The organism is Bacillus sp. SH5-2, assembly GCF_008368905.1.
Taxonomy (GTDB): Bacteria; Bacillota; Bacilli; order Bacillales; family Bacillaceae_G; genus Bacillus_A; species Bacillus_A luti.
On the sequence record NZ_QOSD01000041.1, the window covers coordinates 12,585 to 28,808 of the forward strand.

Consider the following 16,224-nt stretch of genomic DNA (forward strand, 5'->3'; position numbering starts at 1 on the left):
TCATCCCTAGAAAGGGACGAGAGGTTATAGATTCCCGCGGTACCACCCTAAATTAATGTACAAATATACATTCGCTTAGATCCGTAACGTGGATTAACGGCAATTGCTACTATTAGTTTCACAACTGCAACTCAAAGGCGAGTTCATAACGAAACGTGGATTGACTTGCACCGACCGTCAACTCTCTAAACCAGCTTCTATTACTACTACTCCTTCTCACTGTTATTACAAATATGAGTTAATGCGAACTACCCTCCGCCTCGTATCTCTTAAGAGCTTACTTAAAGCGGGGCTTCTCGGTTAATCGTTACTCTTAATAACTAACGAATTCGTCTTTAGACAGCCGAGCTATCTCCCTTGTTCCAAAGGTTGTTTTATTTAAATATATTCTAAAACATGTTACATGTTCCGTCAAACTAAACTGCAATTTTTTCTTCAACTGTTTCTTCTACTTTTACTCGTTTATCATACATGCTCGTTGCTATAAGCGCTACTACAAGCATTACCATGATTGCTATAAACAATACTTCCATATTGTATAAATCAACAATCGCTCCGCCAACGACCGGTCCGAACATTTTCCCTACAGTCGCCGCACTATTTACAACACCTTGATAAAACCCTAACTTATCTTTTGGCGCAAGTATATTTGCAATCGTCGGAACTGCTGGCCATACGAATAATTCACCAATCGTTAATGTCACCATCGCAACGAGGAACATCGTAAATTGCTGCGCTTGACTTAACACAATGAATGACGCCGCAAAAATGACGATTCCAATCATAATTTGTTGTTTTAAAGAACGCTTCATCCAGCGAATTAGCATACTAACTAATGGCTGCGCACAAACAATCATCGCTCCGTTTATCGTCCATAATAAACTATAGTGACGAAGACTAATGTTTAATTCTTGCATATGTGTTGCAATTGCCCCTTGCCACTGTACGTATGTAACCCAGCATAAAGCATATGCTACACACACAATAAGAAGTGCTTTGAATCCCGGTGTAAGCGTCCACCCTTTTTCTGTTTCGACTTCTTTTTGTACTCCTGGCTCTTTTTTGTCTTCCATACCACGGAATCCAATAAAAGCGATTAAGAAGAAAACAAAGTATAAAATAAAGTTCGCTAAGAAAATATAATCAAAACGATACGACGCAACTAAACCACCACACGCTGTTCCGATCGCAATACCAACATTTTGTCCAACATACATCGCATTAAATGCTCGTCTTCCGCCCTCTGGCCAAACCGTACCAACCATCGCATACATCGATGGGAAGACCATTCCAGAACCAAAGCCGATTAATGCTAGCCACACAACATATAACGGCCAACCGTGGAAGAACACAAGACCTAAAATCGATACGAGTGTAATAACAATCCCTACTAAAGTTGATTTATAACCGCCCCATTTATCAAATAAAACACCGCCGAGCAAGTTTCCGATTACACCAGTAAGCGAGTTGATCATTAATACCATTCCGGCCACAGATAAAGATTTTCCTAGGTGATCATGCAAATAAATTGTATTAAAAGGCCATAAAAAAGAAGCACCCGTGACATTAATAATCATCCCAGCTACTAATAGCCATACTTTCCTTGGCATAGTCTCCCCTCCTATTCTATTTTTTTCGTTCATCTATAACAGTAAAATTGTAGTCGTTTTTAAATAGGAAGGCAACTGATTAATAGTTGATGAAATTCAGATAATGGTTTCTCGGTAAATGAAATTATATTGATTGCCGCTTGGATTATATCAGCGATTATTAGAATATATCGGCGCAACTCGAAATATATCAGCGATTATCAAAATATATCGGCGCAACTCGAAATATATCAGCGATTATTAAAATATATCGACTTACCGACAAAAAACGACAACAGTAACAATATAGAAAAATAAGAGGCTGCATGAACTGATATGCAGCCTCTTATTTCTCTATTATCCAACTTCTTTTTCTCGCTTTGCATGTTCTTTCGCGCTCCATTTAAACATTTTATCTAGCAAGGAATATATCCTTCCAGACTCCTTCGTTAACAACGGTCCTAACGATGCCAATATTAAAACGTACAGTGCAGAGAACGGCTTAATCGTTGCCATTAAGCCACCAGCAATGCCGATATTGGCTACAATAATAGAAAATTCTCCGCGTGATACGAGAGTTAATCCAATATTTGTGGAAGCTTTATGGGATAAACTAGCTTTACGGCCCGCGAGCATTCCCGCTGTAAAATTACCGATGAGCGTAATAAAAACTGCTCCTAATGCCAACCACACTGCTCCACCAAGCGAAAACGGATCTATACTTAAACCGAAACTGAAAAAGAATATGGCTCCAAAGAAATCACGGAATGGGATGACGAGCTTCTCAATTCGATCGCTATGCTCCGTTTCTGAAAAGACAAGTCCTAACAATAAAGCTCCAATGGCCTCAGCAACATGAATCGTCTCTGAAAATCCTGCTACAAAGAATAGAATAGCGAATATTACGATAATAAAAATTTCATTGGACGAAATATCTAATATTTTATTTAAGAACGGCGTAGCTTTTCTAGCGATTACAAAGAATAGTAGCATATACCCTACTGCGATTAAAACCGATGTAAGAGCACCTACAAATGATGTGGCACCACCGAGTACTAACCCTGAAACGACTGATAAATATACAGCTAAAAAAATATCATCAAACATAATGATTCCTAATATTAATTCAGTCTCTTTATTACCAGATCTTCTTAAATCAACAATTACTTTTGCGACAATTGCACTTGATGAAATTGTTATGATTCCAGCAATGATTAATGTTTCTAATAAGGGGAAACCCATTATATATCCGTAAAGTAAACCTAATATAAAATTAAGTGATATATGAACGGTTCCCCCAAAAGCAATCGACTTTCCTGATTTAATTAATTTTTTTATTGAGAATTCTAATCCTAGGTAAAATAAGAGGAAGATGACGCCAATACGGCCGAGGAAGGAAATAACTTCTCCACTTTCAATAAATCTTAAATCGATAAGCCCTAAATCTGGGGCATGAGGCCCTACTAGCATACCGAGTATAATGAGGAACGGAATAATCGAGAACTTTAACTTTGCAGCGAGAATAGCTGCAAAAGCGACTAATACTAACGCAGTTCCAACTTCAAAGACTAAAGTATTCATCGATTATGAGTCACCTCCAGCTGAAAGTAACTCCTTAATAATTCTTTTTACCTCATGCCTTTCACCCGATAATACGAGCATGTCACCAGCATCAATGATTGAATCTGGTCCGGGATTGAAAAATTTCTTCATATTCTTTTTCAAAATAGCAATAATTGTTACGTTATATGTTTTTCGAACACTTAAACTACCAATTGTTTTTTGTACAACTGGTGCGTTATTTTCTACTTTAAACCATTCAATGGATAATCCTTCAAAAGCCATTTCAATTGTATCTAAAGCTTGTGGCCTATACACCATTCCGCCTAATATAGCCGCAATTTGTCTCGCTTCAGAATCGCGAAGAGAAATGCTTGAAATACTCTCATCATGATCCGCATCAAAATGATACATTTCTCTTCTTCCATCATCATGAATAACGATAACCATTTTTTCATTACCTTTTGTAATTACTTCAAACTTACAACCAATGCCCGGAAGCTCACTTTCTCTAATATTCATATTTTCCGCCTCCTAAAGTTTTTAGTTACGGCTTTTATAAATCTACATCAATCTCCGTTTTAAATTCTTCATCTTTTGAGATTCCCAAATACTTCAATGTCTCTGAAGGTGTTGCATGGTGAAAATGTTTTTGCAATAGTGCAATCGCTATTCCTCTTTTGTACGCATGAAACCCAAAGGTTTTTCTCATTGAGTTCGTTCCAATCTTCCCAACAATTCCAACTGCTTCCGCAGCACTATGAATTACACGATACGCTTGTTGGCGCGTAATTGAATTTGTCGTTTTATTAGATTGAAATACGTAGTTTTCTCTTTTCACATCAATAGATTGTGCGTAATCTAACAGCGCTTCTTTTACTTTTGTATTTAAATAAATATCTTGTTTAAATTTTTCATCTTTCACAGGAAGAGAATAAAACTCTTTAACAGTTCCATCTTCATGTAATACATCTTCAAATTTCATACTAAGTAGCTCAGTAATCTTTAATCCTGTGTTAATTCCAATAACAAATAAAAGATAATCTCGCTGCGAGTGCTCTTTTAAATACTTTTTCATAGCCTCAATTTGGCTTATATCTTTTAATGCCTCTACAACTTCCATACATGTATTCTCCTCATCTTATGAACGGTAATTTTCTCATCATGTTGTCCATTTTACCTTATCACGCTATGAGATTTCCATGTATTATCCATTATTTCTACAATATACTTTTAGGTCCGAAAATTCTTCATTTGGAAATTTATAATTGTGCAAATCCAGTGGGGATAGGAATAATAGGGGGATACAAGTTCAGCCTCTTTCTACAGATCGGATTTCTCCTTTCATTTTCCAGCTGCTTCTGCTTCTACTTCTACTTCTACTTCTACTTCTATATTATGTTACTTATTTACATTATATTATATATTTCAGTAACATTAAAGTGTTTTTTCTGAAAATAATAAAAACCGAGCAGTTTCGCTCGGTTTTTTTATGCTTCTTGTTTTGTTGGTGCTAATACTACTTCTCTTATATTTACATTTTGAGGTTGGTTAAATACAAAATAAATTGTTTCAGCAACTGTATTCGGATTTAATCCACCCTGAATCGAATCTTTCCACGATACATAGTTTTCTTTTATCTGCTCATTTGAAGTATGACTTAGTAATTCTGTCTCTACAACACCTGGTGCAATTGTAATAACACGAACGTTATGTTTAGAAACTTCTTTACGAACATTTTCACTCATTGCATGAACAGCGAATTTTGTACCGACATACGCCGCATGGTCTCCGAACGTTTTCTTTCCAGCAATTGAACTTATATTAATAATCGTACCAGTTTCTCGTTCTATCATAGACGGAAGGACTGCTTGCATACCATTTAAAACCCCTAGTACATTTACATCATACATCTCTTTCCATTCCTTATAATCTTGCACAGCAATATCACCTAATAACATCCGACCAGCATTATTAATAATTGCCTCTACTGGGCCAAATTTAAATTTCGCCTCTGAAATAGCTTGTTCCAATGCTACCTTATTTGTTACATCTACAACAGCCTTCATAACATTATCACCAGTAAATTGATCTAAAAGATTTGCTCTCCTTGCAATTACTAAGACATTATATCTTTTTTCTATAAATAATTTTGCAGTCGCTGCCCCAATTCCTGAAGAAGCACCTGTAATCACAATAAATCCCCGTTTCATTAAAACGTCACTCCTTTTGTATTTCTTGTAACGTCAGTTTACAATTGAACATGAATATAAAAAAGTACGCACCTTGTTTTCCTTTAGTAACCTCAAGGTACCTTTTAAGGAGGTGATTGGATTGACTCCAAAAAAATATTTAAATGAATTTGATGCGACATTACAAATTATCCAGGGGAAATGGAAAGTAATGATTTTATATGAGCTATACGAAAAACCGCAAAAAAGATTTGGAGAGTTGCAAAGATATATAAAAGACATATCTCATAAAACGTTAACAAACCAATTAAGAGATTTAGAAAATGACGAATTAATTCAACGTACTGTATATCCAGAGGTCCCTCCCCGCGTTGAATATTCGTTAACCAATAAGGGGTTATCTCTTATTCCATTACTGGACATGATTTGTGACTGGGGTTTAACGCATGTTGATAAGAAAGATTTACAACGTGTGTTATGTGATGAATATATGGAATCATAAAAAATACCGAGCATCCTGTGCCCGGTATTTTTTATATTAATCTTCTTTCGGAAGAACAATTCCTTTATACAATTGAACGGTAATGAAGTAATAAACCGTGTAAATAACTACGAAAATTACGATTGGCACCCAAATACGGAAGTACGGATCGATTAAAATAAATCCGAAAATATTCATACCTACTAATACGTGAGCGATACCTACAATTGCAGGGAATAGGAATACTAAGAATAACTCTTTATAAATTGATTTCGTTAATAATTCACGGCGCACACCGATTTTACGAAGCATTTGATAACGCGTAATATCTTTTGATGCACCAGAAAGAATTTTAAACATTAAACAACTTGCCATCATTGCTAAAAATGCAATTCCAAGGAAGAATCCCATAAACACCGTTCCGCTCGCAACGCCGTAGAACATGTCGTAAGCTTGATATTTACTATCTAATCTTTCAGCTTGTATATTTTTATATTTATCTAGTTGCAACTCGTCAAGCTTTTTCCATTCTTTTGTGTGTGCTTCAAAATCATCTGTTTTTCCAGTAAATACGATTCCTTCTTTACCATTTACAGTATCGTACATTTTTTGATCAACAATTTTAATTGCATGATCTTCATGTACGTAGAATGGCTGGATTGTTCTGAAAGCCTCGTCCCATTCTTCTGGAAGTGCTTTAGCATTCGCATCTTTTTCATTCATTTCTCTAGAAACTGCACCTACTGGCAGATCCGCTGAAACTTTCTTCGTATTCACTAAATCCTTCATCGACTTCATATTTGTCATATCTTTTACTAAAGGACGATTTTTCTCTAAATCCTCTTTTACATAATAAACGTATTTATCATCAACTTTGTAACGGTATTCGCTTTTCTCTTTAAATGTAATACCGTCTAAAATTTTCTTTTCTTCAGCTGTTGGATTATGAACTACTGAATCATATATTACGAAACCATCAACCATTTTTATAACGTTATTTTTAAACGCCATACCACCTGAAATTGCACCAGCTCCAAGAGCAACTAACATCGCTACTGTCGCAAGCACCTTTGTTAAGCTATTAATACGGAAGTTTAATTGTGCAAATGTAAAAGCGTTAAGTCCTTTTTCACTACGCTTTTTATTACTTTTTAACTTTTTAATAAAGACCGGAAGAAGTGATCCAAATAGCATGTAAGTACCAGCTGTTGTTGTAATTAATGCAATAAGGATTCCCATTTCTCTTAGTTTTTCCATGTAAATCATTGATGCATAGCCCATTCCTAATAAAATTACCGCAAGGAATGCGACTAAACCTGTCATTTTTCCTTTTACCGCAACACGTTCTGTTTGTGCATCTGCATGTACAAGTTGCAGTACAGAAATACGTGATAACTTAATACTGTTCATAATTGCTGATAATACAAATAGTGCAAAGAAGAAGATACAAGTAACAGTCATAGATGGCAGATAAAATGCTTTATAACCTTCACCAGCAAATTCTAATTGTTTCATTAATAACTGACCAATACCTTCTGCAAGTCCTACACCAACTGTAATACCAATCGCAAGAGATGCAGCGCCTAATACGATTGTTTCGATAAACATAAGTAATGTAACTTTATGCTTTTTTGCTCCTAACATCATATACATACCAAACTCTTTTTGACGAAGAGATAATAAGAAAGAGTTCGCATATAAAATATAGAAGAACGTTATAATGGCTAGTAAAAATGAACCTGCTTGGAATACAAATCCAATTGATTGAATAACTGAGTTAGATTCGATAAACGCTTTATTCAGTGCTAACGTTTGAAACATATAAAAAATTGAAATCGACATGACAAGACCAACAAGTAAGACGATGTAATCTTTTAGCTTACTCTTTAGCCCTGACATGGAAAGTTTGAATAACATGCTCTATATCTCCTTTCTTACGCTTTTTGTGTACCTAAATCTGCAAGTACATCTAAAATTTCTTTATAGAACTCTTCACGCGTACCACCGCGGTGAATCTCTTTATATAGCTCACCATCTTGAATGAATAAAATACGCTGACAATAACTTGCACTGTAAGGATCATGTGTAACCATCATAATAGATACGCCTTGATCTTTATTTAAATTTGTCATCGCATCAAGTAAACTCGTTGCATTTTTAGAATCAAGCGCTCCTGTTGGCTCGTCCCCTAAAATAATTGCAGGTTCATGCACTAACGCACGTGCTGCTGCTGAACGTTGCTTTTGTCCACCAGATACTTCAGATGGATACTTTTGAAGAATTGCTGAAATGCCTAACATATCTGCTACCTTTTCTACTTTCGGTCCAATATTCCGTGACGAGACACCTTGAAGAGATAGTGGAAGTGCAATGTTTTCGTAAATAGATAAGTTCTCTAATAAGTTAAAATCTTGGAAGATGAATCCTAACTTTTGTGAGCGGAAATCTGAAAGCTCACCTTGCTTCATTTTCGTAATATCCGTACCCGCAATTTCAACAACGCCGCCTGTTGCTTTATCTAACGTTGAAATTACATTTAATAATGTCGTTTTACCAGAACCAGATGGTCCCATAATTCCGACAAACTCACCCTCTTGAATTGAGAATGAAACACCTTTTAATGCGTGTGATTGATTCTCACCTTTTTTACCGTACACTTTTTGAACGTTTTTCACGTCTACAACTGGTTTCGTCATATATATCCTCCTACGCTTGTTTTTCCATTACCTATTTTGCGCCTTTTGGAAGGGAACTGCTATTTGTTAACATTACAATTACCTTACACTTTTGTAAGATAAAAAGGTGAGTGTGTAAGGTTCATTGGTAAATGAAATTTTATTAGCGATTCGACAAGTAATATCGACTTACCGAAAAAGATGACAATAAAAAATGGGCTGCTCCACAAAAGGAACAGCCCACTTCTCTCTTTATTTCTTTAAAGGTGTTACCGTCCAATACGTAATAACACGCCAAATCCATTCTAATGGACCCATTTTAAAGATTTTCATCCAAATGACGCTAAACACAATTTGAATTGCATAAAACCAGGTCATATTGCGACCTGGTCTACTCTGATTGTTTCGATTTTTGAGGTTGTCCCTTTTTACTGTTACGCTGTTTCACTTGAACCACTGGATCAAGCTCATTCGAAAACTCAGCGTTATGTCCATTTTGCGTTTTTTGTTCTGGGTTATTTTGATCTGAACGTTTCGCCATTACATTCACTCCTTATTAGTGCGGTGTAATAATCATTTGATGTTGCAATTGGCGAATTGCCATACGTGCTCTATTTAACTGCTCACGTTGCTCATCATTCGCATGTTGTTGCATCGTTTGTAAATCGTTATACGCTTGTTCTAATTGTAACTGCGCATCTGAATACTCCATCGTATTGTAATGCTCTTGTCTCATACCAAGGTCTAATTGTTCTTTCGCATATTCCACCGCTTGTTCCGCTTGTGTAATATACGATTCAAGTGATTGACGCTCTGCCATAATTGTCCCTCCTTGCTTCAATTCCCCTTTAGTGTGTCCCTTCCATATGAACCTTATGAGTATGTTATAATGGATTTTGTTTCATTTTGACTCGGCTTAGGAGGGAAAGTAATGAAGGTTCAAAACCCTTTTCCATATACAAACGACAATAAACGTTATCATACATGGAATTACCATTTACGAAATGAATTTGGTGAAAAAATCTTTAAAGTTTCATTAGACGCTGGCTTCGATTGCCCGAACCGTGACGGTACAGTTGCTTATGGCGGTTGTACATTTTGCAGTGCTGCTGGATCTGGTGACTTCGCTGGCGATCGCCGCGATGATGTTATAACGCAATATCATGAAATGAAAGAAAAAATGCGTTCAAAGTGGAAAGATGGAAAATGTATCGCTTATTTTCAGGCGTACACAAATACACACGCACCACTTGAAGTGTTAAAAGAAAAATTCGAACCGCTTCTAGCAGAAAAAGACGTTGTCGGTCTTTCTATCGCAACTCGTCCAGATTGTTTACCGGACGATGTCGTTGAATATTTAGCGGACTTAAATAAACGTACGTATCTTTGGGTTGAACTCGGATTACAAACTGTTCATGAACGTACTGCAAACCTTATTAATCGCGCTCACGATTATCCGTCTTATGTGGAAGGTGTAAATAAATTACGCAAGCATGGTATTCGAGTTTGCTCTCATATTATTAACGGTCTTCCACTTGAAGATTACGACATGATGATGGAGACAGCTCGTGAAGTAGCGAAGCTTGATGTACAAGGAATTAAAATCCACTTACTTCATTTATTAAAAGGAACGCCAATGGTGAAACAATATGAAAAAGGACAACTCGAGTTCCTTTCTCTTGAGGATTACGTAAGTCTCGTTGTTGACCAACTTGAAATTATTCCAGAAGACGTAATTGTGCACCGCATCACAGGTGACGGTCCACCTGATTTAATGATTGGTCCAATGTGGAGCTTAAATAAATGGGAAGTATTAAATTCCATCGATGCAGAATTTGTGCGCCGCGGAAGCTGGCAAGGAAAATATGCAAATGAGGAGAAACAAAAATGAAATTAGAACGTGTATTACCGTTTGCTCGCGCTCTCTTGCAAACGGCAGTAAAAGAAGGCGATTATGCTATAGACGCAACTTTAGGCAATGGGCATGACACTTGCTTCCTAGCTGAAATCGTTGGAGATAACGGAAAAGTATTTGGATTTGATATTCAAAAAGAGGCAATTGAAAGCTCAACAACTCGTCTAAAAGAAAAAGAGCTTTTCGAACGTACTGTTTTAGTTCACGATAGTCACGATACACTTCTATCCGTATTACCAGAAGATGCAAAAGGAAAAGTAACAGGCGCAATTTTCAACTTAGGTTACCTTCCAGGCGGAGACAAGCATATCGTTACAAAATCGAACTCAACAATTTCAGCGATCGAACAATTATTAGATGTAATGGCACCTGAAGGTATCATCGTCCTTGTTATTTACCACGGACACCCAGAAGGACAAGTAGAACGCGACGCTGTGCTTACATTTGCTGAAGAACTAGACCAAAAACAAGCTCACGTACTGCGATACGGCTTCATTAACCAGCAAAATAACCCGCCATTTATTGTGGCGATTGAGAAGCGATAATATATCGACGATTTTTCAATTATATCTATCGTAACTTAAAATATATCAACGATTTTTTCGATATATCGACGATTCGACACAACATATCGACTTATCGACAAAAGATAACAAAAAAAGACGTGCACTCACTGCACGTCTTTTCGTTATTCTCCTATATAATGGATATATACACTATTTAAAGAAAGAAGGATAGAACTTTGCTAGTAGAACTAAGGAGAATTCAAAAGAAGTATGGCAAATCACTTATACTAGACAACATTGATTTATCCATTCCAGAAGGAGAAGCGCTCGCCATTGTTGGCGGGAACGGGACTGGAAAAAGTACTCTACTCAAAATAATTGCAGGTTTTATTTCACCTACGGCAGGGGCACTTCAAAGAAAAGAACATATACAAATTGGCTATGTACCTGAACATTTTCCTGAAGGGATCCGTTTTACATTAGAGGATTATCTATATCATCTCGGCCACATTCACGGTTTATCAACAAAATATTTAAAAAATAAAATTCCGATGCTCCTTGAGTCTTTTCACTTACATCATGCAAGGCATTCCGTTGTACGAAACTTTTCAAAAGGTATGAAACAAAAAACAGGCATTATGCAAGCATTACTTACGGACGTACATTTATTAATTTTAGACGAACCGCTTTCTGGGCTCGATCCTAACTCTCAGCAAGAATTAGAACATATTTTACTCTCATTAAAACAACAAGGTATATCTATACTCTTCACATGTCATGAAAAACAACTATTAGAAAACTTCGCCGATAGAATTGTGACGTTAGCAAATCATACAATCACAGCAGATACTTTTGTACAAAAAGGGGCAGAACAAGTCTATATTGAAGCAATCGTTCACGAAACATTTTCAGCGATAGAACTACAAAAGCAATCCGGTTTTATACACGTTGCACACCATTCAAATCAAAACCTTATTCAATTACAAATCGAAAAAGAATATACAAACGACATACTTCAGTTTTTATTACATAAAAAAGCATCTATCACACTGCTACAACCTAACTTTTAAATCGAAAGAAGGTTTATTATGTTCGCGCTTATTCGTTACCATTTTCTCGACTATACAAAATCGTATAAGTATATCCCTCCTATTGCGATGTACTTTGTGAGCTTACTTTTTGTATATACATATAAACCAACTCCTATTGTACCGACATACTTAGAAACAGCACTCGCACTTTATTTATTATCCGCCTGGATTACGGTCACACTTTTCCATACAGAAGACCCTGTACAAGAACAAATTACTATTTCACATACAAATAATATTTCCGCACTATATGTTGGTAAATATATTACGGCTCTTCTCATTTGTACTGTGTTATCTTTTATATCCGTAATTTACCCCATTATTTTGCAAATGTTTAATGAAAAAATGACAGTTTCTTTATTTCTAGTCGGATTTCTCGCTCACATGTCTTTCTCTATACTAGGAATTTCAATCGCAACATTATTTACTAGAAATATGATTCAAAAAGCAGGCACTGCTTGGCTTAGCCTTACATTTATATTGCTTATAACGATTGCATCTATCCGGTTTAAAAAAGAGTTACTATGGTTTTTACCACCTGTCGAAAGCTTTCTAATGCTTGGGCAATACAAATATAATATACTGGCTCACACGCTATGGCTCACAGCTTGGACTATCGTATATTCATTTTTATTATTTACCTTATTTCTTTTTATCGTTCGCAAAAAACGTTTTTAATTACATATTAAAGGAGACGAAACAATGATCGGAATACTAGCGGGAATGGGGCCAAAATCAACTGGACCATTCGTCGATACAGTTGTAGCAGGGTGCCAAACAATATACGGAGCAAAGCATGATATGGACTTTCCTCATATGATGATCTATTCGTGTCCAACACCGTTTTACATGGATCGCCCTATTGATCACGAATCGATGAAAAAAGCGATTATTGAAGGAGCACAAAAACTTGAAAGTACTGGTGTAGACTTTATTGCTATGCCGTGCAATACAGCGCATCTTTATTTTGAAGAATTACAGCAATCTCTTTCTATTCCAATTTTAAATATAGTCGATGAAACGTTACAAGCAATTCCTGAAAATACAAAAAGAGTCGCTCTTCTCGCAACAGAAGCAACTGTTCAAGCTAGTATTTATCAAGATGGGATTACAAAGCGGAATATAGAATACATTCATCATGAAACATGGCAGGAAATGATTAATCAAATTATTACTTGTATTAAATCTGGAGAGGTTGAAAAAGCTCACGAATTGTGGAATGCGCTCGTTTTACAATTGAGAGAGGAAGTTGATACGGCAATTATCGCATGTACTGATTTGAATGTGGTGGCGAGTGAGGATTTTGTTGATTCCTCTCAATGTCTTGCGAAAGCGGTTGTTAGGATGTATGTATCAAATACAAAGAAATCTTCATAAACATAGAAAACATCCTTTTGAAATGTATTTTTTGTTTAATAAAAATCACCAAAACTTTTAACTTTCTTCACAATTCTTTCAAAGTAATCACACTTAATCTCGCTATATTAAATAAGTAGTTATTCATATAGGGAAGGTTAGGGGAACTGAGAGTATGAAAGGAAATCGTTCGCTTCATTACATTTTTTGGCGTTGGCATTTTTATGCTGGGCTTTTTATTACGCCGCTTCTTATTACGTTGTCACTGAGCGGAATTGGGTATTTATTTCGGGAAGAGGTTGAAGATTTCATCTATAAAGATTTATATTTTGGGAAGAGCGCCCAGACAGAATCTATTTCGATGGCTGATTCTATTTCCTTAACAGAGAAAAAATATCCACATTATAGCGTGGCAAAAATTAGTGAGTTTAATGGGGATTATAATACGAGACTTACCATTGCAAATGAGTATACTGGACAACAAAAGTATGTATATTTAGATAGCAATAATCAAATTGTTGGGGATCAAAACGCAAGTGAAACATTTGCCAATATAATGAGGGAATTACATAGTTCTCTTTTAGTTGGTGGCACTGTCGTTAACTATATTGTAGAACTTGCGGCATGTTGGACAATCTTCTTAATTGTAACTGGGTTGTACATGAGTATACGCCAATTCAAAAACACACCGGCATCCAATAAGCGAGAAAAAGCAAAACGACGTCATTCTATTATCGGTATTATATTTACAATTCCTCTCGTTCTGCTAGTCGCATCCGGATTGCCGTGGTCAGGATTTATGGGCAACCAAATTTATAAAATTGCAGCGTCGAATGAATCAATCGGATATCCAAAGTTGTATATGGCACCGCCTGAATCAAAGGTAAAAGAATTGCCGTGGGCAACTAGAAAAGAAGCTCCTCCTGAATCGAATTCTAATGAACCAAAAGCAATTTCTGTCGATGAATTACAAAAAGGAATTAAAATAAAGAAACCATATGTTATTTCACTACCAGCTGATCCGAAAGGTGTATTTACTGTTTCGAAATCGAGCGGTTCTGGTATTACAGGTATGCACGTCGCACCAAATGAAGAAATAACAGCTTACTTTAATCAATATAGCGGAGAACTCATTTCGAAAACGGACTATCGTGATTATGGCTTATTTGCGCAATGGTTCACTTACGGTATCCCGCTTCACGAAGGTCATTTATTCGGATGGCCAAATAAAATATTATGCTTACTAACGACATTATCTTTATTACTTCTCATTTATTACGGAATAAAAATGTGGTTAGCAAGAAAACCGAAAGGAAAAGTAGCAGCACCGCCAAAGCAAAGAGATAAGAAAAGTGTACTCGTTTTCTTTATCATGATGGTTATACTAGGCGCTGTCATGCCTTTATTTGGACTGTCTGTTTTAGTTATTTTTGCGATTGAACTTCCTATATATATTTTTTCAAAAATACGATCATAATGAAAAAGCATTTGTACTCCCATGTACAAATGCTTTTTATTTACTATTTTCTTTTTTTCTACCACTTATTAAAAAGACAATATCTACTATAATAATCAATGCAATGATAACTTGCGCTACATAATCCATCGTTGTAGGACCGCCGGCTTTATTCACTATCATATACATTCCAGTTACAAATGAAATGGAAAGTAGCACGAGTAATGTTACTTCAATATGGTCATATAGCTTTTGAAACACACGCTTCATTTCCAATACCCCTTTACCATATTACAACAAAAACCACTCTATAAGAGTGGTTTTCTTTATCACTGCGCCATTTTCTTTCGGTACATCTTCCCGTTCCAATAGAAGAATCGTGAAGTGAGGCCTCCATATTTTACAATGCGCCGTGCCATTTTGTGCATATTCTTTTGTGCTGATACTTTTTGGTCTGATAAATAAATACCAAGTAACCCTCGGCTTATAAGACGATGAAACTTCGCATGAGGCAAATCACCAATGCTCTTCTCTGCTTCTTCTACAAAATGTTTCATACGATCTAATATAGCTTGCTCGTTTTCATAATAACTACAGAAATTCAAATCCCCGCCGGCGCGGTCTTCTTCTTGATCAATGAAATAATCAAGTAAAATGTGAAGTCCTTGTACGTAAGGGAAGTACCCTTGTCTAATTTTCGCAATATCTTCATCATGTAATTCATCATGAAATGCATATGCTACAAGACAGAAGATTCCAAGCGTAGAACCGGCACATGCTGAAAATTCAAACCAACTCATCTCGGGTAAGTTTTCTTTATGTGCTTCAAACCATGTTTGTAAGCGTGGTTCTCTTTCTTCTAACTTCACGTGTTTATGAATTTGCAAATCACAATAATAACAAGCAAGTTCATGAAGAACAGGAGCAATTTTGTCATAGTGCTTTGTTTTCTTTAAAACATCTTGGCACGTTTCAACAAGTTCATCTAAATAACCACCATCATCTTGATCATCACGATAACGATAATAATTACCGCCACCTTCTACTTCAGGTGATAATGCCATTAACATCGATTCATGCAACGCGGCAAAATCATTTGGATCAAGTGATGTACTGCGATCACATAAATTATCTAAGTAGTCACTAATCGTTTGATATGCGACGATAAAACGAATACATTCCTCTCGGTGTTCATTCGCTAATAGCGCTAAAATGCCACCGCCTTCGCAATGAAACGTTTTATGCTCAATACTTGCGATTGCCTGACTATGAAGCTCATCATTCGGAATATGGTAGGCACGCTCTTTCCACATCGCTAGCTCATGGTGTACAACCGGAAACACATCACGGTATACTTTCGCCATGAGCGTTATGGGATTACTCGGTACGTTCACTTCTTCCTT

Annotated in this window: 18 protein-coding genes, 1 pseudogene and 1 other annotated feature; of the genes and pseudogenes, 7 read left to right on the top strand and 12 right to left on the bottom strand. The window is 36.3% G+C overall.

Going from position 1 to position 16,224, the window contains the following annotated elements; all coding sequences use genetic code 11:
• Window positions 1-9: 9 nt before the first annotated feature.
• Window positions 10-229: a binding site (T-box leader), on the bottom strand.
• A gap of 187 nt (window positions 230-416) precedes the next feature.
• From DN410_RS27205 to DN410_RS27230, 5 genes are all read right to left on the bottom strand, one after another.
• Window positions 417-1,610, bottom strand: a complete 1,194-nt coding sequence (locus DN410_RS27205) for an MDR family MFS transporter (protein ID WP_149178786.1) — start codon at window positions 1,608-1,610, stop codon at window positions 417-419.
• Window positions 1,611-1,946: 336 nt separating this feature from the next.
• Window positions 1,947-3,170: a cation:proton antiporter gene (locus DN410_RS27210; RefSeq protein WP_149178787.1), complete on the bottom strand. Its 1,224-nt coding sequence runs from the start codon at window positions 3,168-3,170 to the stop codon at window positions 1,947-1,949.
• Window positions 3,171-3,173: 3 nt separating this feature from the next.
• A complete protein-coding gene (locus tag DN410_RS27215) occupies window positions 3,174-3,671 on the bottom strand; it encodes a cation:proton antiporter regulatory subunit (protein ID WP_149178788.1) in 498 nt (165 codons plus the stop codon).
• A 34-nt stretch (window positions 3,672-3,705) separates the two neighbouring features.
• On the bottom strand, window positions 3,706-4,272 hold the full coding sequence (locus DN410_RS27220; protein ID WP_149178789.1) for a tyrosine-type recombinase/integrase: 567 nt from the start codon (window positions 4,270-4,272) through the stop codon (window positions 3,706-3,708).
• 367 nt (window positions 4,273-4,639) lie between these two features.
• The gene (locus DN410_RS27230; protein WP_149178790.1) at window positions 4,640-5,362 is read right to left on the bottom strand and encodes an SDR family oxidoreductase; all 723 of its coding nucleotides are present in this window, start codon (window positions 5,360-5,362) and stop codon (window positions 4,640-4,642) included.
• Between the two features lie 121 nt (window positions 5,363-5,483).
• Here DN410_RS27230 and DN410_RS27235 point away from each other — a divergent pair, with 121 nt between their 5' ends.
• Window positions 5,484-5,843 carry a winged helix-turn-helix transcriptional regulator gene (locus DN410_RS27235; RefSeq protein WP_149178791.1) on the top strand — a complete coding sequence of 120 codons (360 nt, stop codon included), beginning with the start codon at window positions 5,484-5,486 and terminating at the stop codon, window positions 5,841-5,843.
• Window positions 5,844-5,879: 36 nt separating this feature from the next.
• Here the strand turns inward: DN410_RS27235 and DN410_RS27240 are convergent, their stop codons facing one another.
• The 5 genes and pseudogenes from DN410_RS27240 to DN410_RS27260 form a co-directional block, all read right to left on the bottom strand.
• On the bottom strand, window positions 5,880-7,739 hold the full coding sequence (locus DN410_RS27240) for an FtsX-like permease family protein (RefSeq protein WP_149178792.1): 1,860 nt from the start codon (window positions 7,737-7,739) through the stop codon (window positions 5,880-5,882).
• 17 nt (window positions 7,740-7,756) lie between these two features.
• Entirely contained in the window at window positions 7,757-8,518 is a 762-nt protein-coding gene (locus DN410_RS27245) for an ABC transporter ATP-binding protein (protein ID WP_000165846.1), read from the bottom strand.
• Between the two features lie 231 nt (window positions 8,519-8,749).
• A pseudogene (locus tag DN410_RS27250) lies at window positions 8,750-8,863 on the bottom strand (DUF418 domain-containing protein); the annotation flags it as partial.
• A gap of 25 nt (window positions 8,864-8,888) precedes the next feature.
• Window positions 8,889-9,038, bottom strand: a complete 150-nt coding sequence (locus tag DN410_RS27255; protein ID WP_001129344.1) for a hypothetical protein — start codon at window positions 9,036-9,038, stop codon at window positions 8,889-8,891.
• 15 nt (window positions 9,039-9,053) lie between these two features.
• Window positions 9,054-9,317 (bottom strand): YtzC family protein, encoded by a 264-nt coding sequence (locus DN410_RS27260; protein WP_000840865.1) that lies wholly within the window; start codon window positions 9,315-9,317, stop codon window positions 9,054-9,056.
• Window positions 9,318-9,428: 111 nt separating this feature from the next.
• On the opposite strand from DN410_RS27260, the gene mnmL reads away from it, so the two are divergent.
• The 6 genes from mnmL (at window position 9,429) to DN410_RS27295 (ending at window position 14,842) form a co-directional block, all read left to right on the top strand.
• Window positions 9,429-10,388, top strand: coding sequence for a tRNA modification radical SAM protein MnmL/YtqA (mnmL, locus tag DN410_RS27265; RefSeq protein WP_000868033.1), 960 nt, complete (start codon window positions 9,429-9,431; stop codon window positions 10,386-10,388).
• On the top strand, window positions 10,385-10,957 hold the full coding sequence (gene mnmM, locus DN410_RS27270; protein WP_149178793.1) for a tRNA 5-(aminomethyl)-2-thiouridylate-methyltransferase MnmM: 573 nt from the start codon (window positions 10,385-10,387) through the stop codon (window positions 10,955-10,957). Before mnmL ends, mnmM begins: the two co-directional genes overlap by 4 nt.
• A 197-nt stretch (window positions 10,958-11,154) precedes the next feature.
• Window positions 11,155-11,988, top strand: coding sequence for an ABC transporter ATP-binding protein (locus DN410_RS27280; protein WP_149178794.1), 834 nt, complete (start codon window positions 11,155-11,157; stop codon window positions 11,986-11,988).
• A gap of 18 nt (window positions 11,989-12,006) precedes the next feature.
• Window positions 12,007-12,687 carry an ABC transporter permease gene (locus tag DN410_RS27285; protein ID WP_149178795.1) on the top strand — a complete coding sequence of 227 codons (681 nt, stop codon included), beginning with the start codon at window positions 12,007-12,009 and terminating at the stop codon, window positions 12,685-12,687.
• A 24-nt stretch (window positions 12,688-12,711) separates the two neighbouring features.
• Window positions 12,712-13,386 carry an aspartate/glutamate racemase family protein gene (locus DN410_RS27290; RefSeq protein WP_149178796.1) on the top strand — a complete coding sequence of 225 codons (675 nt, stop codon included), beginning with the start codon at window positions 12,712-12,714 and terminating at the stop codon, window positions 13,384-13,386.
• 154 nt (window positions 13,387-13,540) lie between these two features.
• Window positions 13,541-14,842 carry a PepSY-associated TM helix domain-containing protein gene (locus DN410_RS27295; protein ID WP_149178797.1) on the top strand — a complete coding sequence of 434 codons (1,302 nt, stop codon included), beginning with the start codon at window positions 13,541-13,543 and terminating at the stop codon, window positions 14,840-14,842.
• A 36-nt stretch (window positions 14,843-14,878) separates the two neighbouring features.
• Here DN410_RS27295 and DN410_RS27300 read toward each other — a convergent pair whose 3' ends face one another.
• Together DN410_RS27300 and DN410_RS27305 are read right to left on the bottom strand one after the other, a co-directional pair.
• A complete protein-coding gene (locus DN410_RS27300) occupies window positions 14,879-15,091 on the bottom strand; it encodes a hypothetical protein (RefSeq protein WP_149178798.1) in 213 nt (70 codons plus the stop codon).
• Window positions 15,092-15,150: 59 nt separating this feature from the next.
• Complete coding sequence (locus DN410_RS27305) at window positions 15,151-16,215, bottom strand: tetraprenyl-beta-curcumene synthase family protein (protein ID WP_140417465.1); 1,065 nt, start codon at window positions 16,213-16,215, stop codon at window positions 15,151-15,153.
• Window positions 16,216-16,224 lie beyond the last annotated feature (9 nt).

Excerpts from the sequence above, each read along its gene's own strand:
- DN410_RS27245 (WP_000165846.1), bottom strand. The coding sequence starts at position 8,518 with ATGACGAAACCAGTTGTAGACGTGAAAAACGTTCAAAAAGTGTACGGT.
- DN410_RS27290 (WP_149178796.1), top strand. The coding sequence starts at position 12,712 with ATGATCGGAATACTAGCGGGAATGGGGCCAAAATCAACTGGACCATTC.
- mnmL (WP_000868033.1), top strand. The coding sequence starts at position 9,429 with ATGAAGGTTCAAAACCCTTTTCCATATACAAACGACAATAAACGTTAT.
- DN410_RS27255 (WP_001129344.1), bottom strand. The coding sequence starts at position 9,038 with ATGGCGAAACGTTCAGATCAAAATAACCCAGAACAAAAAACGCAAAAT.
- DN410_RS27240 (WP_149178792.1), bottom strand. The coding sequence starts at position 7,739 with ATGTTATTCAAACTTTCCATGTCAGGGCTAAAGAGTAAGCTAAAAGAT.
- mnmM (WP_149178793.1), top strand. The coding sequence starts at position 10,385 with ATGAAATTAGAACGTGTATTACCGTTTGCTCGCGCTCTCTTGCAAACG.
- DN410_RS27295 (WP_149178797.1), top strand. The coding sequence starts at position 13,541 with ATGAAAGGAAATCGTTCGCTTCATTACATTTTTTGGCGTTGGCATTTT.
- DN410_RS27215 (WP_149178788.1), bottom strand. The coding sequence starts at position 3,671 with ATGAATATTAGAGAAAGTGAGCTTCCGGGCATTGGTTGTAAGTTTGAA.
- DN410_RS27205 (WP_149178786.1), bottom strand. The coding sequence starts at position 1,610 with ATGCCAAGGAAAGTATGGCTATTAGTAGCTGGGATGATTATTAATGTC.
- DN410_RS27300 (WP_149178798.1), bottom strand. The coding sequence starts at position 15,091 with ATGAAGCGTGTGTTTCAAAAGCTATATGACCATATTGAAGTAACATTA.
- DN410_RS27285 (WP_149178795.1), top strand. The coding sequence starts at position 12,007 with ATGTTCGCGCTTATTCGTTACCATTTTCTCGACTATACAAAATCGTAT.
- DN410_RS27220 (WP_149178789.1), bottom strand. The coding sequence starts at position 4,272 with ATGGAAGTTGTAGAGGCATTAAAAGATATAAGCCAAATTGAGGCTATG.
- DN410_RS27230 (WP_149178790.1), bottom strand. The coding sequence starts at position 5,362 with ATGAAACGGGGATTTATTGTGATTACAGGTGCTTCTTCAGGAATTGGG.
- DN410_RS27260 (WP_000840865.1), bottom strand. The coding sequence starts at position 9,317 with ATGGCAGAGCGTCAATCACTTGAATCGTATATTACACAAGCGGAACAA.
- DN410_RS27210 (WP_149178787.1), bottom strand. The coding sequence starts at position 3,170 with ATGAATACTTTAGTCTTTGAAGTTGGAACTGCGTTAGTATTAGTCGCT.